Genomic DNA, 25,056 nt, shown 5'->3' with positions numbered 1-25,056 from the left:
GCAGGGAGCGATCATGACCGGGCTCGACAAGCGCCAGACCGGGAACGCCGAGCAGGGGCCGGGGGCCGGGCCCGGACCGCGGTTCCCCGGGGCGCCCGCCGGCCGCCCGGAGACGGACCCTCCCCCCGTCACGCCGTCGCAGGGCACGGGGTCCCCGGTCGCGCCGTCCCAGAGTCTGCCGTCCCAGGGCCCGCCCCTTCCGGGGATGCCGCAGGGGGCGCCGCTGTCCGCGCCTCCCGCGACCGCGGCCCAGCAGTCGGTCCCGCCCCCGCGGGGGGTGCTGTCGTCCGGGCCGAACGCGGTGCCGATGACGATGCACGGATCGTCCGGCGACCTCAGCGCGCCGGTCGACGGCCGCATCACGATCGGCAACGCGGTGATCGGGAAGATCGCGGCGTTCGCCGCGCTGGAGGTGGAGGGCGTCGCCGGCCTCACCGTCCGGGACGAGCCCGCCGCCACGGGCGTGCGCGTCGTCCAGAACGACGACGAGGTCACGCTGGACGTCGCCATCGCCGTCGAGTACGGCCTCGTGATCAAGGACGTGGCGACGAAGGTGAAGGCGAACGTGGCGCGGGTCGCGGGCATGATGCTGGGGACGCGGGTCGCCGCCGTCAACGTGTCGGTCGAGGACGTCCGTCAGGCGGGGCGGGCGTAGCAGTTCTCCATGCCGCCCCCCACCGAGATCGTGGTGACCTTGACGCGCTCGACCAGCTGAGGCGCGACGCCCGTGAAGTGGAACGTCTGAGGCCCGCCGCTGCGCACGGTCCGCTGCTGGGCGGTGGGCTCCCGCCCCCGCAGTGAGAGCTCCGCCCGGATCGCGCCGCTGGCGGACACCGCGACGACGACGTCCACGCCCGTGGGGGTGGCCCGGTAGGACGCCGTCCCCTTCGGGCAGGCGCCGACGCCGCCGCTCGATCCGTTCTGCGGAGGGATCTGCGGTCCGCCGCTCTGGCCGCCGGACCCGCCGGACCCGGGATAGGGCTGGCCGCTCCGGTTCTGCTGCGGGGCGGGATCGGTCGGGGTGACGGGCAGGCCCACGCCTCCGGGGAGGCCCGTCACCCCTCCCGGCGCGGACGGCGCCGCCGTCCCGCCGAAGCCGGCGGCGCCCTTCGTGCCCTCGTCCATCAGGGGCATGAGGAGCACGATGACGGCGGCCGCGACGAGCGCCAGGGTGCCGGTGTAACCGGCGATCCGGAGCCAGAGCGACCGCCCCCGCCGCCCCGGCCTCCTGCCCTTCATCTCCGCTGTCTCCCCGGTCCTCGAACGTGATCGATGAGGGTACCGGCTCAGACCTGCGCGCGGGTCCGCACGGCCTCGACGATCTCCTCGACCGCCTCGTCGACCGGGACGCCGTTCTTCTGCTCGCCGCTGCGGTACCGGAACGACACCGCGTCCTTGGCGACGTCGTCGTCGCCCGCGATCAGCATGTACGGGACCTTCTGCTTCTGCGCGTTGCGGATCTTCTTCTGCATCCGGTCGGAGGAGGCGTCCACCTCGACGCGCAGGCCGCGCTCGCGCAGCCGCGCGGCGAGCTTCTCCAGGTGCGGGACGTGGACGTCGCCGATCGGGATGCCGACCGCCTGCACCGGCGCCAGCCACGGCGGCATCGCGCCCGCGTAGTGCTCCAGCAGCACGCCGAAGAACCGCTCGATCGACCCGAACAGCGCCCGGTGCAGCATCATGGGCCGCTGCCGGGTGCCGTCGGCCGCCTGGTACTCCAGGCCGAACCGCTCGGGCTGGTTGGGGTCGACCTGGATGGTCGACAGCTGCCAGGTGCGCCCGATCGCGTCCTTGGCCTGCACGGAGATCTTGGGGCCGTAGAACGCCGCGCCGCCCGGGTCGGGGACGAGGTCGAGCCCGGTGGACTCGGCGGCCTCGCGGAGGGCGGCGGTGGCCTTCTCCCACATCTCGTCCGAGCCGATGAACTTGTCGGACTCGTCGCGGGTGGACAGCTCCAGGTAGAACTCGTTCAGGCCGTAGTCGCGCAGCAGGCCGAGGACGAAGTCGAGGAGGCGCTTGATCTCCTCGCCCATCTGCTCCTCGGTGCAGTAGATGTGCGCGTCGTCCTGGGTCATGCCCCGCACGCGGGTGAGGCCGTGCACGACGCCCGACTTCTCGTACCGGTACACCGACCCGAACTCGAACAGCCGCAGCGGCAGCTCCCGGTAGGACCGGCCGCGCGCCCGGAAGATCAGGTTGTGCATCGGGCAGTTCATCGGCTTGAGGTAGTAGTCGCCGCCGTCGACCTCCATGGCGGGGAACATGTCGTCCTTGTACCAGCCGAGGTGCCCGGAGGTCTCGAACAGGTGGCCCTTGGTGATGTGCGGGGTGTTGACGAACTCGTACCCCTCCTCCTCGTGCCGGCGGCGCGAGTAGTCCTCCATCACCTTGCGGACGGCGCCGCCCTTCGGGTGGAAGACGGCGAGGCCGCTGCCGATCTCGTTCGGGAAGGAGAACAGGTCGAGCTCGGCGCCGAGGCGGCGGTGGTCGCGCTTCTCGGCCTCCTCCAGGAACCTCAGGTACTCGTCCTGCTTCTCGCGCGACTCCCAGGCGGTGCCGTAGATCCGCTGGAGCTGCGGGTTCTTCTCGCTGCCGCGCCAGTACGCGCCGCCCGAGCGCATCAGCTTGAAGGCGGGGATGACCCGGGTGGACGGCAGGTGCGGGCCGCGGCACAGGTCCTTCCAGCGCGGCTCGCCGGACTTGGCGTCCAGGTTGTCGTAGATGGTCAGCTCGCCGCCGCCCACCTCGACCTCGGCGCCGTCGGCCGCGTCCGGGCCGGAGCCCTTCAGCCCGATCAGCTCCAGTTTGTAGGGCTCGCCGGCCAGCTCGGCGCGCGCGTCCTCGTCGGAGACGGGGCGGCGGGAGAACCGCTGCCCCTGCTTGACGATCTCGCGCATCCGCTTCTCGACGCGCTTGAGGTCGTCGGGGGTGAACGGCTCGGCGACGTCGAAGTCGTAGTAGAAGCCGTTCTCCACCGGCGGGCCGATGCCCAGCTTCGCCTCGGGGAACAGCTCCTGGACGGCCTGCGCCATCACGTGCGCGGCGGAGTGCCGCATGATCGCCCGGCCGTCGTCCGAGCCGATCTCGACCGGCTCGACGGCGTCGCCGTCGCGCAGTTCGCCGGCGAGGTCGCGCAGCTCGCCGTTGACGCGGGCGGCGATCACGGTGCGGCCGTCGGCCTCCAGCGCCTGGCCCGCGGTGGTGCCCGCCGGCACCGCCCGCTCGCTCCCGTCGAGGGTGATGCGCAGCTCGGACACGGTGGACACGGGTACTCCTCGCGATGATGGGTCGGGGTGAACGGGTTTCGATGCTATCGACTCGGGGTGTCCCCCGGACGCGTCCGGCTCCATCGGCCGCTCCTCTCGGTCGGCGGAGGGCCCGCGGCGTCCCCGGACGGCGGAAGGGCCCCGGGGATCGCTCCCGGGGCCCTTCCGCGTGCAATGTCAGTACATGCCGCAGTCGCGCCGGGAGTGACCCGGCGTCGTCGTCTCTGCGAACACGTGCGGCATGGATCCACTCTAGCCGATGGGCGGACGCGCGGCCCGTCCTTTCGCGCGCGCTGCCCGCGGGGCCGTGAGGTCGTCCATGTCCTCCAGTTCGCGGCCCTTCGTCTCGGGGACGGCGCGCAGCACGAACAGGAACGCCAGGATCGAGAACAGCGTGTAGAGGCCGTAGGCCAGTCCCAGGGAGAAGCCGGAGATGCCGGGGAACGTCGTGGTGACCACCCAGTTGGCGAGCCACTGGGCGGCGGCGGCGACGGCCAGCGCGGACGCCCGGATGAAGTTGTTGAACATCTCGCCGAGCATCACCCACACGACGGGCCCCCACGTGGCGGCGAAGGAGGCGACGAACACGTTCGCCGCGACGAGCGCCACGGGGCCGGCGACGCCGCCGAGGTTCGGTGCTCCGTCCACCACGGGGGCGGTCGCGAAGCAGACCGTGAGGGTGCCGAGGGAGACCGCCATGCCGGCGGCTCCGGCCAGCAGCAGCGGGCGCCGCCCGATCCGGTCGACGAGCGCGATCGCGACCAGCGTGAACGCGACGTTGACGATCGAGTTGATCACCGAGGTGAGCATCGCGTCGTTCTCGGAGAACCCGACGGCCTGCCACAGCGAGGAGGAGTAGTAGAAGATCACGTTGATGCCGACGAACTGCTGGAACACCGACAGCAGGATCCCGGCCCACACGATCGGCATCAGGCCGAGCCTGCCGCCGCGCAGGTCCCCGAGCCGGACGGGCCGGTCCGAGGCGATGGACCGCGTGATCTCGGTGATCTTCACGTCCACGTCGCCGCGGCCCATCACGCGCCGCAGCACCTGCCGCGCGCGGGCCGTCTCGTGCTTCTTGACCAGGTAGCGGGGCGACTCGGGGATCGTGGTGGCGATCACGCCGTACATCACGGCCGGGACGACGGCGCTGGCGAACATCCACCGCCACGCGCCGCCGCCCCAGGGGAACGTTCCGGTGGCGCCGCCGTCGGACACCCGCGCGATGACGTAGTCGACCACGAGGGCGGCGAAGATGCCGAGCACGATCGCCATCTGCTGCAGCGATCCGAGCCGGCCGCGCAGCTCGGCCGGGGCGATCTCGGCGATGTAGGCGGGCGCGATCACCGACGCGGCGCCGATGGCGAGGCCGCCGACCAGCCGCCAGACGGTGAGGTCCACCGCGCTGAAGGCCAGCGCGGAGCCGAGCGAGCTGACCAGGAACAGCCCGGCGGCGATGAGCATCACCCGCACCCGGCCGATCCGGTCGCTGAGCGGCCCCGCGAACCAGGCCCCGGCCGCGCAGCCGAGCAGCGCGGAGGAGACCACGAAGCCGACCGCGAAGCCGCCGAGGCCGAACTCCCGCTTGAGCGCGTCGACCGTCCCGTTGATCACCGAGGAGTCGTAGCCGAACAGGAACCCGCCGAGGGCGGCCGCTCCCGCCAGCAGCGCCGCCACCGCCGCGGAGTGCGACGTCCCCTCGTCGCGGTGCTCGTCCGCCTGCCTCGGTCCGCTGCCCGCTGCCGTCATGGACCCCGATCTTCCCCGGGAGCCGGACCTTATGCGGGCGCGTCCGGTCAGTCGCGCACGGCGGTTCCCAGCACGTGCGGCGAGGCCGGGTTGGCCCGGCTCGGCTCGGGGAACTCGAACCGCCGCTCGCCGCGCACGGTGAACCCGCTGCCGGCGATCCACTCGCCCGTCGGGCGGGTGACGTGGCAGCCGGCGGCGAAGAACGGCCAGAGCAGGTCGGCGTAGCGCTGGAACCGCACCTTGCCGGGGGTGTCGCCCCGCACGTGCTCGTAGTAGCGCAGTTCGCCGCCCGGCTTGAGGACGCGCCGCAGCTCGGCCAGCGCCCGGATGGGGTCCCGGACCGAGCACAGCACGAGCGACGCCACCGCCACGTCGAACGACGCGTCGTCGAGGTCGAGGTCCTCGGCGAGCCCGGGGCGCACCGTGACCGGGACCGGCGCGCTGCGCGCGGCGTGGGCGGCCTTCGCGCGCAGCCGCGGCTCGGGTTCGACGGCGACGACCTCGGTGACCTCGGGCGGGTAGTGCGGGAAGTTGGCGCCGTATCCGGCGCCCACCTCCACCACGCGGCCGGACGCCCCGGCCAGCAGCTCCGCGCGGCACGCGTCACCGCCCGCCTTGGCGCAGCCGGCGTCCAGCCGCGGATAGAGGCGGGCGAAGATCGGATGGCTCAGGTCGGTCATTCCCGCAGTCTCCGCCGCCCCGGCGATCACCGCAAGATCGGCGGACCGGGGCGGGCGGGCCTCACCAGTCGGCGGCGGACTCGTCGGCGAGCCGGACCAGGGCGCCGCCCGCGTCCACGTCGTACCGGCGCATCGCGCTGAGCGGGGGCGAGTAGACGTGGACGCTCACGGCGGGCGCGTCCGAGGTGTTGCGCACGTCGTGGACGTAGCCCGGCCCGAAGGAGTGGGCCTGCCCGGCGCCGACGCCGCGGGCGGTCCCGATCCGGCGCGCGGCGTTGACGCGCTGCTCCTCCAGGGTCCCGAGGGCGACCGCGAACGCGCCCGCGGAGCGGCCGTGGTCGTGGAAGCCGGTCGACTGTCCGGGCAGCCAGCTGATCAGCCATATCTCGTGGTCGGCGTCCTGGTGGACGCGCTCGTACCAGCGTCCTCGCGGGTCGAGCCGGACCCGGAGCAGCCACTCCCCCGGGTCGGCGGCGAGGCCCCGCGCCCGCTCGGCGAGGCTTCGGGGCGTGAAGGGTGCGCCTTCGGGCGCGGGGACGGTGAGGCCGGTCGTGGTGGCGGTCATGCGGTCGCTCTCCTAGCGGTGTGCTGCCATTCCTCGTCGCGTTCGGCGGGACGGGCGGCGACACAGCGCGCTGGCCTGGCGGCGCAGGTCGACGTGCAGGCGCTCGTGGCGGAGTCCGGTGATCGGCACGGGGACCAGCGTGGCCCAGATTCCCTATAAAGTCAATCGGAAATAGCTGTTTACTGCCCCTCCCCGTCCGCGGAAGGCGCTGCCCAGGGCTGATACCCAGGGGCTGGATCGGATCTCCCTCCCCGGGGTCAGGCCGCCGGGGGGCCGGGCGTTCTAGGCTCGCAGCCAAATGAACGATCCAGACCGCCCCGCGACCGCGGGCCGCACCCGGCTGGCCGCCGGCGTCCGCGCCGCCCTCGTGCCCGGCCACGACGAGCCGGCCGTCACGCTGCTGCCCGGCCACCCCGCGCTGCGCATCCCGATCCTGCTCGTCCTGACGCTGATGGCCGTCGGCTTCACCGCCGGGACCATCGCCATCTCCATCACGCAGTACCGGGTCAACGCCCAGCTGGCCTGGCCCCTCGGCGCGCTGCAGGCGATGCCGCTGCTGTTCGCGGCCCGCTGGCCCCTGGCCGCCTGGCGGGTCGCGGCGGCCGGGCTGCTGCTGACGGTCTTCGTCCGGCACGGCGAGGGCTTCATGCCGTGGCCGGTGACGGCGATCCTCGCCCTGATCGTCATCCTGTTCTTCGTCGGCGTCGGCGCCGCCCGGCAGACCACCGTCGGCGTCGGCGCGGTGACCATCGCGGGCGTGCTGGCGTCCGCCGTGCTGTTCGGGATGCCCGGCTGGTTCGGCATGATCCTCGCCGCCATCGCGGCGGTCACGCTGACCTTCGGCGACGCGGTCGGCGGGCGCCACTCGGCCGTGGAGGAGCTGCGGTGGCGCGAGGAGCAGCACCGGCGCGACCTCGCCCGGCAGGCGGTGCTGGAGGAGCGGGCCCGCATCGCCCGCGAGCTGCATGACGTCGTCGCCCACCACATGTCGGTGATCGCGATGCAGGCGGAGGCCGCCCCCTACAAGATCCCCGAGCTGCCGGACGCGGCGCGGCAGACGTTCGAGGTCGTCCGGGACGCGGCCCGCGAGGCCCTCACCGAGACGCGCCGGGTCGTCGGGCTGCTGCGCTCCGACGACGAGGGCGCCGAGCGCGCTCCGCAGCCCGGCCTGGAACGGCTGGACGACCTGGTCGGCGCGGCCCGCCGCTCCGGGCTGTCGGTCGCGAGCGCCGTCGTCGGGATGCCGCGCCCCCTGCACGCCGGGGTCGACCTGTCGGCGTACCGGATCGTGCAGGAGTCGCTGAGCAACGCCTCCCGGTACGCGCCGGGCTCCCGGGTGCACGTCGAGGTGCGGTACGGCGCCGACACCCTGACGGTGTCGGTCACCGACGACGGCGCCCGCAGCACCCCGGAGGAGTCGCACGGCGGCGGCCACGGGCTGGTCGGCATGCGCGAGCGCGCCACGATGCTCGGCGGCAGCCTCGACGCCGGTCCGCGCGAGGACGCCGGCTGGTCGGTCGTCGCCGAGCTCCCCTATGGCGACGCGGACTAGCCCGGCGCGGGCGGATCGCCCGGCCCGTAGGGTTGTGCCGTGACGATTCGGGTGCTGATCGCCGATGACCAGGTGATGATCCGCGACGGGCTCGCGGCGCTGCTGTCCTCCGATCCGGGGATCGAGGTGATCGGGCAGGCGGGCAACGGCCGCGAGGCGGTGGAGATGGCCCGCCGGCTTGACCCGGACGTGGTCGTCATGGACATCCGGATGCCGGAGATGGACGGCCTGGCCGCCACCGCCGAGCTGGCCGGCTCCCCCGACCCGGACGCGGACCCGGCCGGCGCGAGGCCGAAGGTGCTCATGCTGACCACCTTCGACCTCGACGAGTACGTCTACGAGGCGCTCGGCGCGGGTGCCAGCGGCTTCCTGCTGAAGGACGCCTCGGCGGCCGACCTGGTGAACGGCGTGCGGGTGGTGGCGGCGGGCGACGCGCTGCTCGCCCCGTCCATCACCCGCCGGCTGATCGGCGACTTCGCGCGCCGGCGCCGCCACCAGCGGCCGAGCCCGAAGGCGACCGCGGGCCTGACGCCGCGCGAGCTGGACGTGCTGCGGCTCATGGCGCGCGGCCTGTCCAACGCCGAGATCGCCGCCGAGCTGGTGCTGGCCGAGCAGACGGTGAAGACGCACGTCGGGCACGTGCTGACCAAACTCGGGCTGCGCGACCGCACCCAGGCCGTCGTCTACGCCTACGAGAACGGGCTCGTCGGCTAGCGGCGGCCGCCGCTCAGCGCGACGGGTCGAGGACGAGCTTGCCGGTGGTGCGGCGGGCGCGCAGGTCCTCGTGGGCCCGCCGCACCTCGGTCAGCCCGTACTCGCCGCCCGCGACGACGCGGATCCCGCCGTCCGCGGCGAGGGCGAACAGCTCGTCCAGCGCCCGGCGCATCACGTTGCCGGGGAGCTGGAAGACGTGCGCCAGCCACATGCCGGAGATCGTGGTGGAGTGCGACATGAGCGTGGCGGGCCGGACGGGCGAGGGCTCCTTGCGCGACGCCATGCCGTAGAAGGCGAGGCGGCCGAACGGGGCCAGGGCGCGCAGGCTCTGGTCGGTCACCGTCCCGCCGGTCATCTCCAGGACGGTGTCGACGCGCCTGCCCTCGTTGGCGTCGATCAGTGCCCGGGTGAGGTCGGGCACGCCCGCGTCGATCGCGACGTCGGCCCCGAGGTCGAGGGCGAGCTGGCGCTTGCGCTCGGAGGAGGCCGTGGCGATGACCCGGCCGGCGCCCCAGGCCTTGGCGAGCTGCACGGCGATCGTCCCGACGCCGCCCGCGGAGGCGTGCACGACGACGGACTCGCCGGGCTCCAGATGGACGCTGCGGCGCAGCAGCACCCACGCCGACGCCCCCTGGACGATCATGCCGAGGGCGGTGAGGTCGTCGATCGCGTCCGGAACGTCCCAGGCCAGCGCCTCGGGCGCGACGGCCTTCTCCGCGTAGCCGCCGGTGCCGACGAGCGCGACGACGCGGCGGCCGTCGGGCGTGGTGCCCACGACCTCGCCGCCCGGCACCATCGGCAGCGTCGACTCCGAGAGGTAGCTGTTCTCGGCCTGGTGGGTGTCGGCGTAGTTGACGCCGGCCCGCGAGACGTCGATGAGCAGGTGCCCCGGCCCGGCGGCCGGATCGGGAAGGTCGGCGACGGTCAGGACCTCGGGACCGCCGAACTCGGTGATCTGTATCGCGCGCATGACTCTCCTCAGAAGCTCTCGGATGCTCAGCGGGGCCCGGGGACGCCGCGGAAGCGGAACGGCTCGGACGGGCGCCCCGGCACCACGTACCAGGCCTCGCCGGCGCCGTCGGCGTCCAGGATCCGCATGAACGCCTCGACCACGTCCCCCACCTCCAGGATCGGGAAGCCGGTCTCCTGGAGGTGCCCCTTCAACGGGGTGAGGATGTCGGTGTCGGCGAAAGAGGGGCACAGCGCGTTCACGCGGATGCCCTCCTCGGCGAACGCGGGGCCGAGGGCGCGGACCAGTCCGACCACGGCCGCCTTGTTGGCGCCGTAGACCGGGTCGAACGGCGTCGCGGTGAGCGCGGCCATGCTCGCCGTGGCCACGATGTCGCCGCCGCCCCGGGCGCGGAGCGCGGGCAGCGCGGCGTGCGCGCCGAACACGACGCCGTCGAGGTTGATCCCCATGGCCCGCCGGTACGCCGCGAGGTCGAAGTCGTCGCCGACGCCCCCGCCGCCCGCCACCCCGGCGTTGAGGAACGCCACGTCCAGGCCCCCGAAGCGGTCGACGGCGGCCGCGACGGCGGCCTCGCTGTCGGCGGGGTCGCGCACGTCGCAGCGGACGAACGCGCCGTCCAGCTCCTTCGCGAGCGCGTCCCCGGCCGCCGCGTCGACGTCGGCGAGCACGACGCGCGCGCCCTCGCGGGCGAGGCGGCGGGCCACCGCGGCCCCGATGCCGTTGGATCCGCCCGTGATCAGTGCGACCTTGCCGGTGCCGTCGAAGGGTGCCATGGGGGACTCCTCCCGAAGTAACTGACTCGTCAGTTACTCTAGCGGAATGGACTTCGGTTTGAGCGAGCGGGCCCGGGACCACCTCGGCCGCCTCCAGGACTTCATGGACTCCCACGTCTACCCGGCCGAGCCGGTCTACGCGGCCCAGCGGGCCGAGCTGCGCGCGGCGGGCCGCGAGCACCACGTCCCGCAGGTCGTCGAGGACCTCAAGACGGAGGCGCGCGGGCGCGGCCTCTGGAACCTGTTCCTTCCCGACTGCGAGGACCCCGCCCACGGCCTGTCGGTCACCGACTACGCCTCCCTCGCCGAGGTGACGGGGCGCTCCCCCAACCTCGCGCCGGAGGCCATCAACTGCGCGGCGCCCGACACCGGCAACATGGAGGTCCTGCACCTGTTCGGCACGCCCGAGCAGAAGGAGCGCTGGCTCGCACCGCTGCTGAACGGCGAGATCCGCAGCGCGTTCGCGATGACCGAGCCGGACGTGGCGAGCTCGGACGCCACGAACATCTCCACCCGCATCGAGCGGGACGGCGACCACTACGTCGTCAACGGCCGCAAGTGGTGGATCAGCGGCTCCGCGGACCCGCGCTGCAAGATCATGATCGTGATGGGCAAGACGGACCCGGAGGGGCACCCGTACCGGCAGCAGTCGATGGTGCTCGTGCCGCTCGACGCCCCCGGGGTGGAGGTCGTCCGGCCGCTGCCCGTGTTCGGCTACCAGGACCAGCACGGCCACTGCGAGATCACCCTTACCGACGTCCGCGTCCCGGTGGAGAACCTGGTCGGCGAGGAGGGCGGCGGCTTCGCCATCGCGCAGGCCCGCCTCGGTCCCGGCCGCATCCACCACTGCATGCGCGCGATCGGGATGGCCGAGCGGGCGCTGGAGCTGATGTGCGAGCGCGCGGTGTCGCGCGTCGCCTTCGGCGGGCCGCTGGCCAAGCAGGGCGTGGTGCGCCAGCAGATCGCCGAGTCGCGGATGGCGATCGAGCAGGCCCGGCTGCTCACCCTCAAGACCGCCTGGCTGATCGACAAGCAGGGCGTGCAGGCCGCCCGCTCCGAGGTCGCGGCGATCAAGGTGATCGCGCCGCGCGTCGCGCTGGAGGTGGTCGACCGGGCGATCCAGGTGCACGGCGGCGCCGGCGTCAGCGACGACACCCCGCTCGCCGCGATGTGGGCGGGGCTGCGCACGCTGCGCCTCGCGGACGGCCCGGACGAGGTCCACGTGCGCAGCGTGGCCCGCGCCGAGCTCGGACGGTACCTCGGCACATGACGGACGGCACGGGGGAGGCGGCGCCGGGCGCGCGGCGGCGCATGCCGCACGCCCGGCGGCGCGAGCAGCTGCTGCAGGCGGCGCTGGCGGAGTTCGGCCGGCGCGGCTACCACCTGACCCAGATGGAGCACGTGGCGTCGGAGGCGCAGGTGTCCAAAGCGCTGCTGTACCAGCACTTCACCTCCAAGGAGGAGCTGTTCGCCGAGGTCACCGAGGCGATCGTGGCCGAGATCACCGGTCGGCTGAACCGGGCCGTGCTCGCCGCGCACGGCTCGGCGGACGGCATCCGGGCGATGATCCGGGTGCTGTTCGACTACGCCACCGAGGAGCCGGACGCGTGGGCCCTCGTGGTCCGGCACCTCGACAAGCCCGAGGTGGGCCTGGAGCTCCGGGAGCTGCGGGACCGGCTCGGCACCGCGTTCGCCGACCTGCTGCTGCGCCGCCGCCGCGCCGACCCGGCGCTGTCCCCGGCGGCGCTCGCGGTGAACGAGCGGCGGGCGCGGCTGCTCGTCCCGCTGATGTACGGGTCGATGCTGTCGATGGTGTCGTGGTGGCTGGAGCATCCCGACACGCCGCGCGAGCGCGCCGAGCAGATGGCCGTGGAGTTCATCTGGCTCGGCCTGGACCGGCTCCGGGCCGGCGAGCGCCTGCCGAAGGAGTAGGGGCCCGCCCGGGCGCCCTCCCGCCGTCGGGCCTCTAGCCGAAGACGTCGTCGCGGACGAGGTCGAGGGCGGTCAGCACCGCGCCGCGCAGCACGGCGTCGCCCTCGACGCGGCCGGGCCGCACCTCGGTGGCGGCCGGGCTGAGGCGGCCGAGGTGCGCGGCGACCAGGCCGGCGAGCCGGTCGCCGCCCGCGCGGCCGAGCGTCCCGCCGAGCACGACGAGCCCGGGGTCCAGGACGGCGACGAGCACGAACACCGCCTCGGCGATGCGCCCGGCCACCACCTCCTCGTCCAGCCCCGCGACGGCCGCCTCGTCGAGCAGGGCGCAGAAGTCCGTGCCGCCGACCTTCAGCAGGCCCACCTCGCCCGCGCCGCCCGACGCGCCGCGCCGCAGCCGTCCGTCCAGCACCAGCGCTCCGCCGACGCCGTCGTCCAGCCAGAGGAGCGCGAAGTCGTCGCGGCCCGCCGCCGCGCCCTCCCGGTGCTCGGCGATGGCGCCGAGGTTGACCTCGTTCTCCAGCCGCACCGGAGTGCCGAGCCGGTCGCGCAGGGCCGCGCCGAGGTCGGGCCGGCCGCCGGGGACGCCGCTGTCGGTGGCGCGCCCGGTGCGCGGGTCGATCAGCCCGGGGGTTCCCAGCACGACCGTGTGCAGGGCGCGGCCGCCCGCCGCCTCGGTCACCGCGTCGGCGACGAGGGCGCACAGGTCGGAGGACGGGGGCAGGGGCCGGGACGCCGATCCCGCCGGGTTCCCCGCGATGTCGGCGACGCTGACGTGCACGGCGTCGCGGCGCAGGTCCACCCCGGCGACGTGGGCGCGGTCGGCGACCAGGCCGTAGAGGCCGACGCGGGCCGTGCTGGCCATCGGCGTCGTCGGCTTCTGCGCCACGTTCGCCGAGGGCGCCAGCGCCGACTGGACGGCCGTCTACCTGACCGAGGTGACGGACGCGGGCCCAGGACTGGCCGCCGCCGCCTACACCGTCTTCATGTCGTGCATGGCGGGCACGCGGCTTCTCGGCGACCGGCTGGTGCGGCGGCTCGGCCCGGCCCGGGTGGTCCGGTGCGGCGGCGTGGTGGCGGTGCTCGGCGGCGCGCTCGTCGTGGCGTCCCGCGCACCCGGGCCGGCCATCGCGGGGTTCGCGCTGCTCGGCGTCGGCGTGGCGACGGTCGTGCCTCTGGTGTTCGCGGCGGCCGGCGACGCCGGCGCCACCCCGGGCGAGGGCGTCGCGGGCGTCGCGACGATCACCTATCTATCGGGGCTGACCGCGCCCGCCGTCACCGGCTGGACGGCCGGGGCGCTGTCCTACCCGGCCGCGTTCGCGCTCATCACGTGCGTGGTCGCGGTCATGACCGTGACGGCCGGGGCCCTCAACCCGCGCGGCGGCGGCGCGGCCGGGCGACCCGCGGCCGAGACCTCCGGCCGCGTGGAGAAGGCGGTGCCCCAGGCGGGCGCACGGCCGGTGGACGTGCGAAAGGCCGGGAACGCGCGAGCGCTCCCGGCCTCAGCTGAGATCCGGCAGGACCTTAGAGCGGGTAGACGCCCTCGGCCTGCGGGCCCTTCTGGCCCTGGGTGATCTCGAACCCGACGCGCTGGTTCTCGTCGAGGCTGCGGTAGCCGTTGGTCGTGATCGCCGAGTAGTGGACGAACACGTCGGGGCCGCCGCCGTCGGGCGCGATGAACCCGAAGCCCTTCTCAGCGTTGAACCACTTCACGGTGCCTTCGGCCATGGTCTTTCCCTTCCGGGTAAAACGTCTCCGGCCCGCCGGTCGACGGGGCCGGGCTGCAAGCGGACTCACTCACGCCCGCCGGTCACCCGGAGAAAACGCTTCGAGACTGCTTGGCGCCGGCCGGCCGGGCCGGTGCCATCGTGCAACGCAGACGAACTTACCCGATGCCGGGCGAGCCCATGCACCGACACACCTAAAGAAGATCCGCAAGGGCCGCGGCGGCGCGATGGCAGTCGTGGAAGGTGCAGTACAGCGGCACGGGCGCCAGCCGGACGACATCGGGCTCGCGCGCGTCGGCGACGACGCCGTGGGCCTCGGCGAGCCTCCGGACGAGCCCGCCCGCGTCCGCCACCCGCACCGACAGCTGGGCGCCGCGCTCCGCGGGGTCGGACGGCGTGACGACCTCGGCGCCGATCCCGGCGAGCCGGTCCGCCAGGTAGCCGGTCAGGCGCCCGCTCTTGGCGCGCAGCGCGTCCATCCCCACCCGGTCGAAGATCTCCAGGGAGGCCAGCACCGGCGCCAGCGCCATGATCGGCGGGTTGGACAGCTGCCAGGCGTCGGCGGAGGCGGGCGGCGCGATGTCGGGGTCCATCCGGAACCGGACGGCGGGGTCGGTGCCCCACCAGCCCGCCAGCTTCGGAACGGCGGAGTCCCGGACGTGCCGCTCGTGGACGAAGCATCCCGCGACGGCGCCGGGACCGCCGTTGAGGTACTTGTAGGTGCACCAGGCGGCGAAGTCCACGTCCCAGTCGTGCAGCCGCAGGGGGACGTTCCCGGCGGCGTGGGCGAGGTCCCACCCGACGACGGCGCCGGCGGCCCGGCCCGCCCTGGTGATCGCCTCCATGTCCATCAGCTGTCCGGTCAGGTAGTTGACCCCGCCGAGCAGGACGAGCGCGACCGTGCCGCCCTCGCGGTCGAGGAACGCCAGGACGTCCTCGGTGCGCAGGGCGTCCTCGCCGTCGCGGGGCCTGAGCCGCACGACCGTCGCTGCCGGGTCGAGCCCGTGGTGGACGACCTGGCTCGCCACCGCGTAGGAGTCGGACGGGAACGCCGCGTCCTCGATGACGATGCGGGTGCGCGTCCCGGCGGGCCGGTAGAAGCTCGCCATCATCAGGTGCAGGTTGACCGTCAGCGAGTTCATCGCGACGACCTCGTGCGGGAGCGCGCCCACGAGGCGGGCGGCGGGCTCGCGGAGCAGCTCGTGGTACGCCACCCAGGGACGGCGCCCCTGGGTGTGGGCCTCGACCGCGAGCCGCGCCCAGTCGTCAAGCTCCTCGCGGAGCAGCACGGCCGCGCTCCTCGGCTGGAGCCCGAGGGAGTTGCCCGCGAAGTAGGCCGCCTCCGCGTGGGGCCCGCCCGGCGCGGGCGGGACGAGGAACTCCCCGCGCAGCGTGGGCAGCGGATCGGTCTCGTCGAGGCGCCGGGCCTCGTCCTCCAGGGTCACTGCGTCATTCCTTCGGTGGTCACCAGATCGAGGGCGGGCGCGAAGAACGCCTCCGCGTTGCCGCCGAGCAGCAGGGCGCGCTCGGCGTCGTCCAGGCCGGGGCAGGCCCGGATCGTCGCGCCGGGGTCCTTCTCGCCGAGCGGGAACGGGTAGTCGGTGCCGAGCATGACCCGTTCGGGGCCCATCACGTCCACCAGCAGGCGCAGCGCGCGAGGATCGAACACGGCCGAGTCGACGTGGAACCGGCCGACGTACTCCGACGGGGGGCGCGGCGAGTCGGCGCGCACGATGTCGCGGCGGTGCCAGGCGTTGTCGGCCCGCCCGAGCAGGAAGGCGAAGCTGCCGCCGCCGTGGCAGAAGCACAGCCGCAGGGACTCCGGGAGCCGCTCGAACGCGCCCGACAGCATCAGCCCGAGGATGCTCAACTGCGTCTCGGCGGGCATGCCCGCCAGCCACGGCAGCATGTGGCCGCGCATCCGGTCGGCGCCGAGCATGTCCCACGGGTGCGCCAGGACGGGCAGGCCGAGTTCCGCGCAGTGCGCGAGGAACGCCGTGATCCCCTCGTCGTCGAGGTTGCGGTCGCCGACATGGTTGCCGATGTGAACGCCGCGGTGCCCCGCGGCGGCCGCCCGCTTGGCGACCTCGCAGGCGAGCTGCGGGTCCTGGAGCGGCACCTGGCAGAGCGGCAGGAGCCGGTCGGGGGCGTCCGAGCAGAACGCCAGGATGCGGTCGTTCACGAAGTCGCACCAGTCGGCGGCGCGGGACGGCTCGGCCGCGTACCCGAACATCAGCGGCGTGGAGGAGACGGCCTGCCGGTCGACGCCGGCGGCGTCCATGTCGGCCACGCGGCGCGCGGCGTCCCAGAGCGCCTCCCCGACGGGGCGGTACTCCGCGTCGCCGCACATCATCATGCCGGCGCCGCCGCCGTCGACGCGCAGCCACGGCTGGCCCTCGTCGGCGAGGATCCGCCCCTCGTCGCGACCGATCACCGGGAAGACGTGCGTGTGGACGTCGAAGACCGTCACCGAGGCCCCGTCAGACACGGGGCGCCGTCGTCGGGGTCATGGACCGCGGCCACCGCCGGCCCGGATGCACCGCGCCGCAGTTCGGGCATTTCCTGTCGCTGCCGTAGAAGCCCTCGAAGGCGGGCGGCAGGTCGTCCACGATCGAGCGGACCTGGAGCTCGGCGCGGTGGACGAGGTGGTGGCACTCGGTGCAGTACCACTCGAACGCCTCCGTGAGGCCCTCGGGGCGAGGGATCTCCACGACGAGGCCGATCGAGCCGGGCTCGGGCCGCTGCGGCGAGTGCCGGACGTGCGCGGGCAGCAGGAACACGTCGCCCTCGTTGATCTGAAGGTCGGTGGGCGGGCGGCCCTCCTCCTCCATGACCCGCAGCACCATGTTGCCCTTGAGCTGGTAGAAGAACTCCTCGGTCGGGTCGTCGTGGAAGTCGGTGCGCTGGTTGGGCCCGCCGACCACCATGATGATCAACCCGGCGTCCTCGAACACCTGGACGTTGCCGACCGGCGGCTTCAGCAGGTCGCGGTGCTCCTCGATCCAGGCGTCGAAGTTGAACGGCCGTCCGAACGACAGCTGGGGCAGGGTCATGCTCCGCCCTCCTTTCCGGTCCGCGTCGCCCGCGGGATGTGCGCGACGCACGAGATCTCGATGAGCAGGTGCGGGTGCGGGAGCTGGTGGACGGCGACGGTCGTGCGGGCGGGCCCCGTCTCGTCGAAGTACTCGCCGTAGACCTCGTTGTAGCCGCCGAAGTCGTTCATGCTCACCAGGTAGGTGGTGACGCTGACGACGTCGGACAGGCCGCCGCCGGCCGCCTCCAGCAGGTCGCGGATGTTCTCGATGACGGCGCGGGTCTGCTCCCGGACGTCGAGGTCGGTGACCCCCATCGCGTCCGCGCTCGCCCCGGCGAACGTCCCGTCCGGGCGGCGCGAGCTCGTCCCGGACACGAACACCAGGTCGCCGGCCCGCCGCAGGTGCGGGAACCGGCCTCGGGGCGCGGCCTTGCCCTCGACGAGGATCGCGTCGTTCATCAGGTCGTCACCTCCACGGCGCCCAGGCCCGCGCCGACGACCCGGACGTGGGCGTCCTTCGGAAGCGGGACCGCCGCCGTCGCGGCGCCGGCGAGGACGATCCAGCCCGGCTCCAGCGTCATCCCGGCGCCGAGCGCGAGCCGGGCCGCCGCCCGCAGCGACCGCGCCGGGTCCCCGAGGATCGCGGCGGACGAGCCCGTCTGCACCGGCCTCCCGTCGATCTCCAGCAGCAGCCCGGCGTTGGACAGGTCGCGGGGCGCGTGCCAGGCGCCGACGCCGAACCGCGCCGCCGAGGCGTTGTCGGCGATGACGTCCGGCAGCGTGAACGCGAAGTCCTCGTAGCGGGAGTCGAGCACCTCGAACCCGACGGCGACGCCGGCCACGGCGGACTCGACCTCGGCGGCGGAGCGGACCTCCCGCCCGATCAGGTAGGCGATCTCGGGCTCGATCCGCGGGTGGACGAGCCGGGACACGTCCACCGACGGCCCGGCCGCCATGCCGTCGGTCAGCAGGCCCCAGATGACGTCGTCCACGCCCATCTGGACCATCTTGGCGCGGCTGGTGAACCCCATCTTCACCCCGGCGAGCCGCTCGCCCCTGCGGCGCCGCCGCTCGATCCCGGCGCGCTGCACCGCGTACGCCGTCGCGACGTCCAGCGGCGTCCGGCCGGTCAGCTTCGGGATCGCCCGGACGTCCCTGGTGGCCTCGTCGAGCGCCGCCGCGAGCGCGTGCACGTCCGCCATCAGGACTCCTCCTTGCCGAACGCGACGCGGACGTCGCCGAGTCCGTCGATGCGCGCCTCGAACACGTCGCCCGGACCGGCCGGGACCACCGGGCCGAGCGCGCCGGTCAGGACGGTGTCGCCGGCCCGCAGCGGGCGTCCGACGCGGACGAGCGTGTCGGCGAGCCAGAGCGCGGCGTTCAGCGGGTGCCCGAGGCAGGCGGCGCCGTTGCCGGTCGAGACCTGCTCGCCGCGCCGCTCCATCACCATCCCGCACAGGCGCAGGTCGACGTCCGCGAGCGGGACGGGGCGGTTGCCCAGCGCGTACATGCCGGAGGAGGCGTTGTCGGCGACCGTGTCGGCGAGCGTGATGTCCCAGTCGCGGACGCGGCTGCCGACCACCTCGATGGCGGGCAGCGCGAACGCCGTCGCGCGGATCACGTCGGCGGCGGTGTGCCGCTCGTGGGTCAGGTCGCGCTCCAGCACGAGTGCGACCTCCGCCTCGGCGCGCGGCTGCAGCACGGCGCCGGCGGGGATCTCCTCCCCGTCCGGGACTGCCATGTCGGCGAACAGCATTCCGAAGTCGGGGCTGTCCACCCCGATCTGCGCCTGGACGGCGCGCGACGTCAGGCCGATCTTGCGGCCGGCGAGGCGGCGGCCCTCCCCCAGCCAGCGGTCGGTCAGCAGTTCCTGGACGGCGTAGGCCTCGTCCGCCGTGGTGATCAGGTCGCGGACGGGCGCGCACGGCGCGCCGCCGGCGTGGGCGCCGAGCAGCCGCTCGGCGGCGGCCTCGATGTTCGTGGTCACTGGGCTCGCTCTCAGATCTGGACGCAGACGTTGACGGGTTCGGAGAAGAAGTCCAGGGAGTACTCTCCCCCCTCCCTGCCGATCCCGGACGCCTTCACGCCGCCGAACGGGGTGCGCAGGTCGCGCAGGTTCCAGCAGTTCACCCAGACGATCCCGGTCTCGACGCGCGGCGCGACCCGGTGCGCGCGCGACAGGTCCCGCGTCCACACCGTGGCGGCGAGCCCGTAGCGGCTGTCGTTGGCGAGCGCGAGGGCCTCGTCCTCGGTGTCGAAGGGCGCGACGTGGCAGACCGGCCCGAAGATCTCCTCCCGCACGGCCCTGGCGGTCTCGGGGAGCCCGGTGAGGACGGTCGGCTCGACGTGGAAGCCGCCGTCCCGGGCGTCCCCGAACCGCGGGGCGCCGCCGCCGGCGACGATCTCGGCGCCCTCCTCGCGGGCGAGCCGGAGGTGGGACAGGACCTTGTCGCGGTGCCCGGCCGAGATCATCGGCCCGTAGCCGTCCAGCGCGCGGGCCCGCTCGCCGAGCCTCGCGACGAACTCCTCGAAGACGGGGCGCTCCACGTAGACGCGCTCGGTGCACAGGCAGATCTGCCCGGAGTGGGTGAAGGAGGAGCGGACCGTCCCGTCGACGGCGGCCTCCAGGTCGGCGTCGGAGAAGACGAGCGCGGGGTTCTTGCCGCCCAGCTCGAAGGAGACGGGGGTGACGTGGTCGGCGGCGTTGCGCATGATCGCGGCGCCGGTGGCCGACTCGCCGGTGAACGCGATCGCGTCCACCCCGGGGTGCCCGGTGAGGAACTCCCCGGCCGCGCCGGGGCCGTGCCCGTGCACGACGTTGAAGACCCCGGCGGGCAGGCCCGCCTCGTCGATCACCCGGGCCAGCAGCGTCGCGGTCGAGGGCGTCTCCTCCGAGGGCTTGGCCACCACGGCGTTCCCGCACGCGAGCGCGGGCGCGATCTTCCAGGTCGACAGCAGCAGCGGCAGGTTCCACGGCGAGACGACCGCCACCACCCCGAGCGGCCGGCGCACCGTGTAGTTGAGCGCCTCGCCCGTCCCGGAGCTCCACCCCGGGACCCGCGTGGTGTAGGCGCGTTCGGGTCGCCCGTACAGCAGGTCGGCGTAGGCGCGGAAGTTGCCGACGGCGCGCGGCACGTCGACGGTCTCGGCGAACGCGCGCGGCCTGCCGGTGTCGGCGACCTCGGCGTCAACGAACTCCTCGAACCGCGCCTGGATCCCGTCGGCGACGCGCCGCAGCGCCGCGGCGCGCTCCTCGGCGGACGTCGCGCCCCAGGGGCCCTTCAGCGCGGATCGGGCCGCGGCCACGGCGTCGTCGACGACCTCCCGCGTGGCCTCGGGCACGGTGCCCAGCTCCGTGCCGTCCGCGGGGGCGATGAGAGGGAAGGCCGGACCGTCCGAACGGAACATCCCGCCGACGTAGTGCTCAGCCTTCATCCGGTCCCCTCCCGCGTGGCTCGACACCCCGATACTCTGCCCGCGAAGCTATGCCTGGCAAATACCAAATTCCCCGGCTGCTATGACGGAACGGCTATGCCACACCCCGCCGCCCCTGGCCGGATACGAACAGGACCGCGGCTTGCCGAGCCCGTGATCCATGTCACTTTGATCTTGTGATCGCCGGTGATCTCCGGGAGGCCCGCTGTCATGACCCGCGGCACCGGCCCGCTGGACCCGCCCCCCTTCCTCCGTCTCGACCCGGCCCCCATACCCGGGCGGTGACCCCGGAAGCCGCCAGATATGACCGATCTGTGATACCAAGTCGTCATGCGCGCGATCGACCTGCTCAACGGACGGCTCAAGCTGCGGCACCTGGTGCTCGTCGTCGCCGTCGCCGACCACGGCAGCGTCCTGCGCGCGGCCGAGCACCTGCGCCTCGCGCAGCCCGCGGTGACGCGCAGCCTGCGCGAGGTGGAGGGCCTCCTCGGCGTCGAGCTGTTCACCCGCGGCCCGCGCGGCATGACCCCGACGATGTTCGGCGACGCGTTCGTCGAGCACGCGCGCGCCGTCCTGGCCGAGCTGCGCCGCGCCGGCGAGCGCATCAGCGGCCTGGCCGACGGGGAGGTCGGCACGGTCACGATCGGAACCCTGCTCGCCGGCTCCAGCGTCCTGCTCCCCCGGGCGATCGCGGCGCTGAAGCGGGACCGCCCCGGCGTCACCGTGATCGTCCAGGAGGCCACCTTCGACGCGCAGGTCCCCCGCCTGCTGGACGGCGAGATCGACCTGATCCTCGGCCGCCTCAACCCGATCGGGGACCTGCGCGGCCTGCGCCAGATCACCCTGTACGGCGAGCCGGTCCGCCTCGTCGCCCGCCAGGGCCATCCCGCGCGCTCCGTCGCGGGCCTCGGCCTGGCCGACCTGCTCGCCTACCCCTGGGTGCTGCCCCTGGAGCAGACGGCGCTCCGGTCGGAGCTGGAGCAGGTCTTCCGCGCCGCCGGCCTGGAACCGCCCGGCAACCTGGTCGAGTGCACCTCGGTGCTGACCGTCCGTACCCTCGTCCGCGACACCGACATGATCGCCGCCCTTCCCGAGCTGGTCGCGCGGGCCGACGCCGAGATCGCGCCGCTCCCGGTGCCGCTGGAGACCGTCCGCCGCCAGGTGGGCGTGACCCTGCCCGCGCGGCGCGCCCCGACGCCGTCCGCCCGGCTGATGCTGGAGCACCTCCGCCGCGCGGCCGCCGAGATCACCGCCGGCTGATCACACCGCGCGGACCAGGCCGACGAGCGCCCGGCCCACCGCTGAGTCCGGATCCGCGAGGTCGAGGACCACGTCGAAGTGGTCGCGGCCGGGCACGACCATCAGGTCCCCGGCGTCCCAGCGCGGATGGAACAGCCGGGACTGCGTGAGGAACCCCTCCCCGTCGTCCTCCGCGACGGCGATGACGGCCGGGCAGCGGTACGGCGCCGGCAGCAGCGCCGGGCTCAGCGCCGCGGCCCGCGCCAGGTCCAGCCGCACGGCCTCGTTGACGTAGACGCGGGTGATCGGGCGGATGTCGAACAGCCCGCTGAACGGCATCGCGGCCTTGACGACGTCGGCGGGCAGCCCGAGCGGCTCCTGCCATCCGCCGACCATCGTCATCCCGGTCAGGTGCCCGCCCGCCGAACTGCCGCCCACCACGATCCGCTCGGGGTCGAGGCCGTGCTCGCGCCCGTGCCGGTGCACCCAGGCCACGGTCGCCCGCACCTGCCGGACGATCTCCTCCAGCGACGCCTTCGGCGCCAGCGTGTAGTCGGGCACCACGGTCGCGACGCCCTGCTCGTAAAGCATCCTCGCCATGAACGACGACACGTCCCGCGACAGGGCCATCCAGTAGCCGCCGTGCAGGAAGACGAACACCGGCCGCAGCCCCTCACCGGTGCCCCAGACGTCGAGCCGCTCCCCGCTCGCCTCGTCGTAGACGATCCCCGGGTGCCCCGGCAGCCCCTCGACGGCCGCCTCCGACATGGCCCGGTACCGGGCCATGTACCGGTCGAACAGCTCGGGCCCGGCCTTCCTCCGCACGTTGTAGGCGACGTCGAGCTCCTCGTCGCTCAGCCGACTGCCCGGCCAGTCGTCCAGAGAGTCCACGAACGCACCTCCGCTTCGTGGCAAGCCTCGCGCCCGCCCGGGAGAGGATCAAATACCCTTCCCGGCCTCGCGGTATCACGCCTTCGCCATACCGGCCGGCGGCCTTCGCGGTCTCGCCGGCGGCACGGCCGTCAGGGAACGAGGCCGGGGAGGTCGCCGGCGTGGTCGCCCAGGTAGGCGGTGAGCGTCTCCGGGACGAGGTCCAGGTTCCCGAGGGCGGCGGGCGTGCACGGGAAGCGGTCGACGTCGTAGCGGCCCTTGGAGGGGTCGTCGAACTCGGGGCCGTGCCGGCGCGAGAGGTCCATCGTCACCAGGCGGCAGACGTAGAAGGTGTTGAGCCGGTGCGGCCCGGGGCCCTGCTCCGCGCACGCGAAGACCTGCCGGACCGGCCCCGCGGTCGCGCCGAGCTCCTCGTCCAGCTCGCGGCGCAGGGCGGCCTCGGCGGAGGCGTCGGTGGGCTCGATCCTGCCGCCCGGGGTCGTCCAATAGACGGGACGGCCGGGCACGGTGCGGCGCAGCAGGACGAGCGCGTCGCCGTCCAGCAGGAGGGCGCGGGCGCCCCGGCGGACCCTCACGAGTTCAGATAGGCCAGGACCGCGAGCACGCGGCGGTGCCCGCTGTCGGTGGGCGGGAGGCCGAGCTTGGCGAACACGGCACCGATGTGCTTGCTCACCGACCGCTCGGTGATGACGAGGGTCGCGGCGATCGTGGCGTTGTCCAGGCCCTGCGCCATCAGCCCGAGGACCTCGCGCTCGCGCGGCGTGAGCTCCTGGAGCGGGTCGTGCCGGGACGTCATCAGCTGGGACACGACCTCGGGGTCCAGGGCGGTGCCGCCGGCGGCGACGCGGTCGAGGGCGTCGAGGAACTCGTCGACGCGGCCGACCCGGTCCTTGAGCAGGTAGCCGACGCCGCCGGCGCCGCCGGCGAGCAGTTCGGCGGCGTAGGTCTGCTCGACGTACTGCGACAGGACCAGCACCGGCAGGCCCGGCAGCCGCCGGCGCGCCTCGATCGCCGCGCGCAGGCCCTCGTCGCGGAACCCGGGCGGCAGCCGCACGTCGAGGACGGCGGCGTCCGGGCGGTGCTCCAGCAGGGCGGGCAGCACGTCGGGGCCGCTGCCCGCGGCGGCGACCACCTCGTGGCCGCCCGCGTCCAGCAGCATGGCCAGGCCCTCGCGGAGCAGGACGCTGTCCTCCGCGATCACGATCCGCACGGCAGCTCCACCTGAAGCGTCGTCCCTTCCCCGTCGGGGCTGTGGAGGCGGGTCGTCCCGTCGAGCGCCGCCACCCGGCGGCGGATGCCCGCCAGGCCGCTGCCCCGGTCCGGGTCGGCCCCGCCCTTGCCATCATCCCGCACGTTGATCGTGAGGCGGGCGGGTTCGCGCCGGAGCGCGACCCACCCGTGCCGGGCGCCGCTGTGCCTGGCGATGTTGGTGAGGGCCTCGGCCACGACGAAGTAGGCGGCGGCCTCGACGGCGGCGGGCGCCCTGCCGTCCTCGACGTCCAGCTCGACGGGGATCGGCTGCCCGGCGGCGAGCGCCCGCAGCGCCCCGGCCAGGCCGCGGTCGGACAGGATCGGCGGATAGATGCCGCGGATCACCGTCCGCAGCTGCGTGAGCGCCTCCTCGACGCCCTCCCTGGCCTCCAGGAACAGCGTCCGGGCCGCGCCGGGATCGGCGTCGAAGCGGCGGTCGGCGAGGCCGAGCCGCAGGGCGGCGGCGACGAGCTGGGCCTGCGTCCCGTCATGCAGGTCGCGCTCGATGCGGCGCAGCTCGGCGCCGTGCGCCTCCAGGGCCTCGGCACGGGTCTCGGCCAGCTCCTCGACCCGCTCGGCGAGGCTCGTGCGGCGGGTGGGCGACAGCAGGGCCTCGGCGAGCCCGGCCTGCCAGCGCCGGAGCCGCGGCACCAGCCACAGCAGGATGCCCAGGTCGAGCGCCCCCTGGAGGAACGGCATCGTCAGAGCCTTGGGCCAGCTGTCCAGGGTGATGAACGCCGCCTGGGAGCCCTCGGGCGCCGCCCACCACCACAGCGGCAGCGAGAGCGTGAACGGGATGGCCGGCCACACCGCGACCGCGACCGCGGCGGCCGCGAGCGCGGTGAGCCCGTGCGCCGCCATCCAGGCCGCGTCCCGCCAGGTGGAGGGCGACCGCAGCAGGCGCAGCGCCTCGCCGAACCCCTCGCCGGAGGGCGGCCGGTACGGCTCGGGGATCTCACGGCCGAGGACGCGTCCGGCCCGCCGCCGTTCGGCGTTCGCGAGCGCCCGCAGGGGCTTGACGGCCGACGGAAGCCACGGCAGCAGGAGGAACGACAGGACCAGCCCCGCCGCGAGCGGGACGAGCCCGGCCATCGCGGGCAGGCCCGTGCGCAGGGCGCCCACCAGCTCGGCGGTCGCCTCCGCGCTGCGTCTCAGCAGTCTGTTCATCTCACCTCGCAGCACACCGTAAGCGACGTCGGCACCCCGCGCACCCGGGTGCGCCCCCAGGCCGGTGGTGTAGCCCGCTACACCACCGTTTAGGGAGTGCGCGCCCATGTGCCC

The 25,056-nt window shown here is 74.2% G+C and carries 28 protein-coding genes; 7 read left to right on the top strand and 21 right to left on the bottom strand.

The genetic code is table 11. The features are described from left to right. Positions 1 to 13: 13 nt before the first annotated feature. Positions 14 to 655: an Asp23/Gls24 family envelope stress response protein gene (locus BKA00_RS06620; RefSeq protein WP_185024080.1), complete on the top strand. Its 642-nt coding sequence runs from the start codon at positions 14 to 16 to the stop codon at positions 653 to 655. Here the strand turns inward: BKA00_RS06620 and BKA00_RS06615 are convergent. The 6 genes from BKA00_RS06615 to BKA00_RS40780 form a co-directional block, all read right to left on the bottom strand. After that, positions 637 to 1,239, bottom strand: a complete 603-nt coding sequence (locus BKA00_RS06615) for a hypothetical protein (RefSeq protein ID WP_185024079.1) — start codon at positions 1,237 to 1,239, stop codon at positions 637 to 639. The two genes, BKA00_RS06620 and BKA00_RS06615, sit on opposite strands and share 19 nt — an antisense overlap. 47 nt (positions 1,240 to 1,286) lie before the next feature. Then, the gene (gene thrS, locus BKA00_RS06610) at positions 1,287 to 3,266 is read right to left on the bottom strand and encodes a threonine--tRNA ligase (protein ID WP_185024078.1); all 1,980 of its coding nucleotides are present in this window, start codon (positions 3,264 to 3,266) and stop codon (positions 1,287 to 1,289) included. A gap of 252 nt (positions 3,267 to 3,518) precedes the next feature. Further along, positions 3,519 to 5,015 (bottom strand): sugar porter family MFS transporter, encoded by a 1,497-nt coding sequence (locus tag BKA00_RS06605; RefSeq protein ID WP_185024077.1) that lies wholly within the window; start codon positions 5,013 to 5,015, stop codon positions 3,519 to 3,521. A 47-nt stretch (positions 5,016 to 5,062) separates the two neighbouring features. Then, on the bottom strand, positions 5,063 to 5,695 hold the full coding sequence (locus BKA00_RS06600; RefSeq protein ID WP_185024075.1) for a class I SAM-dependent methyltransferase: 633 nt from the start codon (positions 5,693 to 5,695) through the stop codon (positions 5,063 to 5,065). A 61-nt stretch (positions 5,696 to 5,756) separates the two neighbouring features. Next, a complete protein-coding gene (locus BKA00_RS06595; protein WP_185024073.1) occupies positions 5,757 to 6,260 on the bottom strand; it encodes a cysteine dioxygenase in 504 nt (167 codons plus the stop codon). A 12-nt stretch (positions 6,261 to 6,272) separates the two neighbouring features. Beyond that, positions 6,273 to 6,389, bottom strand: a complete 117-nt coding sequence (locus BKA00_RS40780; RefSeq protein ID WP_364423274.1) for a putative leader peptide — start codon at positions 6,387 to 6,389, stop codon at positions 6,273 to 6,275. Positions 6,390 to 6,558: 169 nt separating this feature from the next. Between BKA00_RS40780 and BKA00_RS06590 the strand changes: the two genes are divergently transcribed. Both BKA00_RS06590 and BKA00_RS06585 read left to right on the top strand, forming a co-directional pair. After that, on the top strand, positions 6,559 to 7,812 hold the full coding sequence (locus tag BKA00_RS06590) for a sensor histidine kinase (RefSeq protein ID WP_185024071.1): 1,254 nt from the start codon (positions 6,559 to 6,561) through the stop codon (positions 7,810 to 7,812). 39 nt (positions 7,813 to 7,851) lie between these two features. Beyond that, the gene (locus BKA00_RS06585) at positions 7,852 to 8,526 is read left to right on the top strand and encodes a response regulator (protein WP_179834470.1); all 675 of its coding nucleotides are present in this window, start codon (positions 7,852 to 7,854) and stop codon (positions 8,524 to 8,526) included. Between the two features lie 13 nt (positions 8,527 to 8,539). On the opposite strand, the gene BKA00_RS06580 is transcribed toward BKA00_RS06585, so the two are convergent. Together BKA00_RS06580 and BKA00_RS06575 are read right to left on the bottom strand one after the other, a co-directional pair. Further along, on the bottom strand, positions 8,540 to 9,496 hold the full coding sequence (locus BKA00_RS06580) for a quinone oxidoreductase family protein (RefSeq protein WP_185024069.1): 957 nt from the start codon (positions 9,494 to 9,496) through the stop codon (positions 8,540 to 8,542). Positions 9,497 to 9,522: 26 nt separating this feature from the next. Beyond that, positions 9,523 to 10,269: an SDR family oxidoreductase gene (locus tag BKA00_RS06575; RefSeq protein WP_185024067.1), complete on the bottom strand. Its 747-nt coding sequence runs from the start codon at positions 10,267 to 10,269 to the stop codon at positions 9,523 to 9,525. 46 nt (positions 10,270 to 10,315) lie between these two features. On the opposite strand from BKA00_RS06575, the gene BKA00_RS06570 reads away from it, so the two are divergent. Then, positions 10,316 to 11,539 (top strand): acyl-CoA dehydrogenase family protein, encoded by a 1,224-nt coding sequence (locus tag BKA00_RS06570; protein ID WP_185024065.1) that lies wholly within the window; start codon positions 10,316 to 10,318, stop codon positions 11,537 to 11,539. Beyond that, positions 11,536 to 12,201, top strand: a complete 666-nt coding sequence (locus BKA00_RS06565; RefSeq protein WP_185024064.1) for a TetR/AcrR family transcriptional regulator — start codon at positions 11,536 to 11,538, stop codon at positions 12,199 to 12,201. The genes BKA00_RS06570 and BKA00_RS06565 overlap by 4 nt, the downstream gene beginning before the upstream one ends. Positions 12,202 to 12,235: 34 nt before the next feature. Here BKA00_RS06565 and BKA00_RS06560 read toward each other — a convergent pair whose 3' ends face one another. Beyond that, complete coding sequence (locus tag BKA00_RS06560) at positions 12,236 to 13,063, bottom strand: ROK family protein (protein WP_185024062.1); 828 nt, start codon at positions 13,061 to 13,063, stop codon at positions 12,236 to 12,238. On the opposite strand from BKA00_RS06560, the gene BKA00_RS06555 reads away from it, so the two are divergent. Beyond that, a complete protein-coding gene (locus BKA00_RS06555) occupies positions 13,053 to 13,772 on the top strand; it encodes an MFS transporter (RefSeq protein ID WP_185024061.1) in 720 nt (239 codons plus the stop codon). The two genes, BKA00_RS06560 and BKA00_RS06555, sit on opposite strands and share 11 nt — an antisense overlap. Here BKA00_RS06555 and BKA00_RS06550 read toward each other — a convergent pair. The 8 genes from BKA00_RS06550 to BKA00_RS06515 all read right to left on the bottom strand — a co-directional run bounded on the left by BKA00_RS06550 (position 13,723) and on the right by BKA00_RS06515 (position 20,394). Then, positions 13,723 to 13,926: a cold-shock protein gene (locus BKA00_RS06550; protein ID WP_067639228.1), complete on the bottom strand. Its 204-nt coding sequence runs from the start codon at positions 13,924 to 13,926 to the stop codon at positions 13,723 to 13,725. The genes BKA00_RS06555 and BKA00_RS06550 overlap by 50 nt on opposite strands. A 193-nt stretch (positions 13,927 to 14,119) precedes the next feature. Then, positions 14,120 to 15,370, bottom strand: coding sequence for a kynureninase (gene kynU / locus BKA00_RS06545; protein WP_230299256.1), 1,251 nt, complete (start codon positions 15,368 to 15,370; stop codon positions 14,120 to 14,122). Next, positions 15,367 to 16,413 (bottom strand): amidohydrolase family protein, encoded by a 1,047-nt coding sequence (locus BKA00_RS06540; RefSeq protein WP_230299257.1) that lies wholly within the window; start codon positions 16,411 to 16,413, stop codon positions 15,367 to 15,369. The genes kynU and BKA00_RS06540 overlap by 4 nt, the downstream gene beginning before the upstream one ends. Next, the gene (locus BKA00_RS06535) at positions 16,406 to 16,978 is read right to left on the bottom strand and encodes a 3-hydroxyanthranilate 3,4-dioxygenase (RefSeq protein ID WP_185024059.1); all 573 of its coding nucleotides are present in this window, start codon (positions 16,976 to 16,978) and stop codon (positions 16,406 to 16,408) included. Before BKA00_RS06535 ends, BKA00_RS06540 begins: the two co-directional genes overlap by 8 nt. After that, the gene (locus BKA00_RS06530; RefSeq protein WP_185024058.1) at positions 16,975 to 17,418 is read right to left on the bottom strand and encodes a RidA family protein; all 444 of its coding nucleotides are present in this window, start codon (positions 17,416 to 17,418) and stop codon (positions 16,975 to 16,977) included. Before BKA00_RS06530 ends, BKA00_RS06535 begins: the two co-directional genes overlap by 4 nt. Beyond that, the gene (locus BKA00_RS06525) at positions 17,418 to 18,161 is read right to left on the bottom strand and encodes a 2-keto-4-pentenoate hydratase (protein WP_185024056.1); all 744 of its coding nucleotides are present in this window, start codon (positions 18,159 to 18,161) and stop codon (positions 17,418 to 17,420) included. The genes BKA00_RS06530 and BKA00_RS06525 overlap by 1 nt, the downstream gene beginning before the upstream one ends. After that, the gene (locus BKA00_RS06520) at positions 18,161 to 18,946 is read right to left on the bottom strand and encodes a 2-keto-4-pentenoate hydratase (protein WP_276530162.1); all 786 of its coding nucleotides are present in this window, start codon (positions 18,944 to 18,946) and stop codon (positions 18,161 to 18,163) included. Before BKA00_RS06520 ends, BKA00_RS06525 begins: the two co-directional genes overlap by 1 nt. Positions 18,947 to 18,957: 11 nt before the next feature. Then, entirely contained in the window at positions 18,958 to 20,394 is a 1,437-nt protein-coding gene (locus tag BKA00_RS06515) for a 2-hydroxymuconic semialdehyde dehydrogenase (RefSeq protein ID WP_185024051.1), read from the bottom strand. 330 nt (positions 20,395 to 20,724) lie between these two features. Between BKA00_RS06515 and BKA00_RS06510 the strand changes: the two genes are divergently transcribed. After that, positions 20,725 to 21,654 (top strand): LysR substrate-binding domain-containing protein, encoded by a 930-nt coding sequence (locus tag BKA00_RS06510; RefSeq protein WP_185024050.1) that lies wholly within the window; start codon positions 20,725 to 20,727, stop codon positions 21,652 to 21,654. Here BKA00_RS06510 and BKA00_RS06505 read toward each other — a convergent pair whose 3' ends face one another. The 4 genes from BKA00_RS06505 to BKA00_RS06490 all read right to left on the bottom strand — a co-directional run bounded on the left by BKA00_RS06505 (position 21,655) and on the right by BKA00_RS06490 (position 24,942). After that, positions 21,655 to 22,524, bottom strand: a complete 870-nt coding sequence (locus BKA00_RS06505) for an alpha/beta hydrolase (protein ID WP_230299258.1) — start codon at positions 22,522 to 22,524, stop codon at positions 21,655 to 21,657. Between the two features lie 131 nt (positions 22,525 to 22,655). Continuing rightward, positions 22,656 to 23,099, bottom strand: a complete 444-nt coding sequence (locus BKA00_RS06500) for an NUDIX hydrolase (protein WP_185024049.1) — start codon at positions 23,097 to 23,099, stop codon at positions 22,656 to 22,658. Continuing rightward, positions 23,096 to 23,734, bottom strand: coding sequence for a response regulator transcription factor (locus BKA00_RS06495; protein ID WP_185024047.1), 639 nt, complete (start codon positions 23,732 to 23,734; stop codon positions 23,096 to 23,098). Before BKA00_RS06495 ends, BKA00_RS06500 begins: the two co-directional genes overlap by 4 nt. Continuing rightward, entirely contained in the window at positions 23,722 to 24,942 is a 1,221-nt protein-coding gene (locus BKA00_RS06490) for a sensor histidine kinase (RefSeq protein ID WP_185024046.1), read from the bottom strand. Before BKA00_RS06490 ends, BKA00_RS06495 begins: the two co-directional genes overlap by 13 nt. Between the last annotated feature and the right edge of the window lie 114 nt (positions 24,943 to 25,056).

It is taken from the genome of Actinomadura coerulea (assembly GCF_014208105.1).
In the GTDB taxonomy this organism is placed as follows: Bacteria; Actinomycetota; Actinomycetes; order Streptosporangiales; family Streptosporangiaceae; genus Spirillospora; species Spirillospora coerulea.
The sequence above is the reverse complement of the archived record's forward strand: the minus strand, read 5'-3'. Positions and strand labels throughout refer to the sequence as shown.

What these genes read in the sequence shown, in the direction of transcription:
- BKA00_RS06560 (WP_185024062.1), bottom strand. Translation starts at nt 13,063, where the DNA reads ATGGCCAGCACGGCCCGCGTCGGCCTCTACGGCCTGGTCGCCGACCGC.
- BKA00_RS06510 (WP_185024050.1), top strand. Translation starts at nt 20,725, where the DNA reads ATGCGCGCGATCGACCTGCTCAACGGACGGCTCAAGCTGCGGCACCTG.
- BKA00_RS06600 (WP_185024075.1), bottom strand. Translation starts at nt 5,695, where the DNA reads ATGACCGACCTGAGCCATCCGATCTTCGCCCGCCTCTATCCGCGGCTG.
- BKA00_RS06615 (WP_185024079.1), bottom strand. Translation starts at nt 1,239, where the DNA reads ATGAAGGGCAGGAGGCCGGGGCGGCGGGGGCGGTCGCTCTGGCTCCGG.
- BKA00_RS06530 (WP_185024058.1), bottom strand. Translation starts at nt 17,418, where the DNA reads ATGAACGACGCGATCCTCGTCGAGGGCAAGGCCGCGCCCCGAGGCCGG.
- BKA00_RS06515 (WP_185024051.1), bottom strand. Translation starts at nt 20,394, where the DNA reads ATGAAGGCTGAGCACTACGTCGGCGGGATGTTCCGTTCGGACGGTCCG.
- BKA00_RS06570 (WP_185024065.1), top strand. Translation starts at nt 10,316, where the DNA reads ATGGACTTCGGTTTGAGCGAGCGGGCCCGGGACCACCTCGGCCGCCTC.
- BKA00_RS06490 (WP_185024046.1), bottom strand. Translation starts at nt 24,942, where the DNA reads ATGAACAGACTGCTGAGACGCAGCGCGGAGGCGACCGCCGAGCTGGTG.
- BKA00_RS06605 (WP_185024077.1), bottom strand. Translation starts at nt 5,015, where the DNA reads ATGACGGCAGCGGGCAGCGGACCGAGGCAGGCGGACGAGCACCGCGAC.
- BKA00_RS06550 (WP_067639228.1), bottom strand. Translation starts at nt 13,926, where the DNA reads ATGGCCGAAGGCACCGTGAAGTGGTTCAACGCTGAGAAGGGCTTCGGG.
- BKA00_RS06620 (WP_185024080.1), top strand. Translation starts at nt 14, where the DNA reads ATGACCGGGCTCGACAAGCGCCAGACCGGGAACGCCGAGCAGGGGCCG.
- BKA00_RS06525 (WP_185024056.1), bottom strand. Translation starts at nt 18,161, where the DNA reads ATGGCGGACGTGCACGCGCTCGCGGCGGCGCTCGACGAGGCCACCAGG.
- BKA00_RS06575 (WP_185024067.1), bottom strand. Translation starts at nt 10,269, where the DNA reads ATGGCACCCTTCGACGGCACCGGCAAGGTCGCACTGATCACGGGCGGA.
- BKA00_RS06580 (WP_185024069.1), bottom strand. Translation starts at nt 9,496, where the DNA reads ATGCGCGCGATACAGATCACCGAGTTCGGCGGTCCCGAGGTCCTGACC.
- BKA00_RS06595 (WP_185024073.1), bottom strand. Translation starts at nt 6,260, where the DNA reads ATGACCGCCACCACGACCGGCCTCACCGTCCCCGCGCCCGAAGGCGCA.
- BKA00_RS06565 (WP_185024064.1), top strand. Translation starts at nt 11,536, where the DNA reads ATGACGGACGGCACGGGGGAGGCGGCGCCGGGCGCGCGGCGGCGCATG.
- BKA00_RS06590 (WP_185024071.1), top strand. Translation starts at nt 6,559, where the DNA reads ATGAACGATCCAGACCGCCCCGCGACCGCGGGCCGCACCCGGCTGGCC.
- BKA00_RS06535 (WP_185024059.1), bottom strand. Translation starts at nt 16,978, where the DNA reads ATGACCCTGCCCCAGCTGTCGTTCGGACGGCCGTTCAACTTCGACGCC.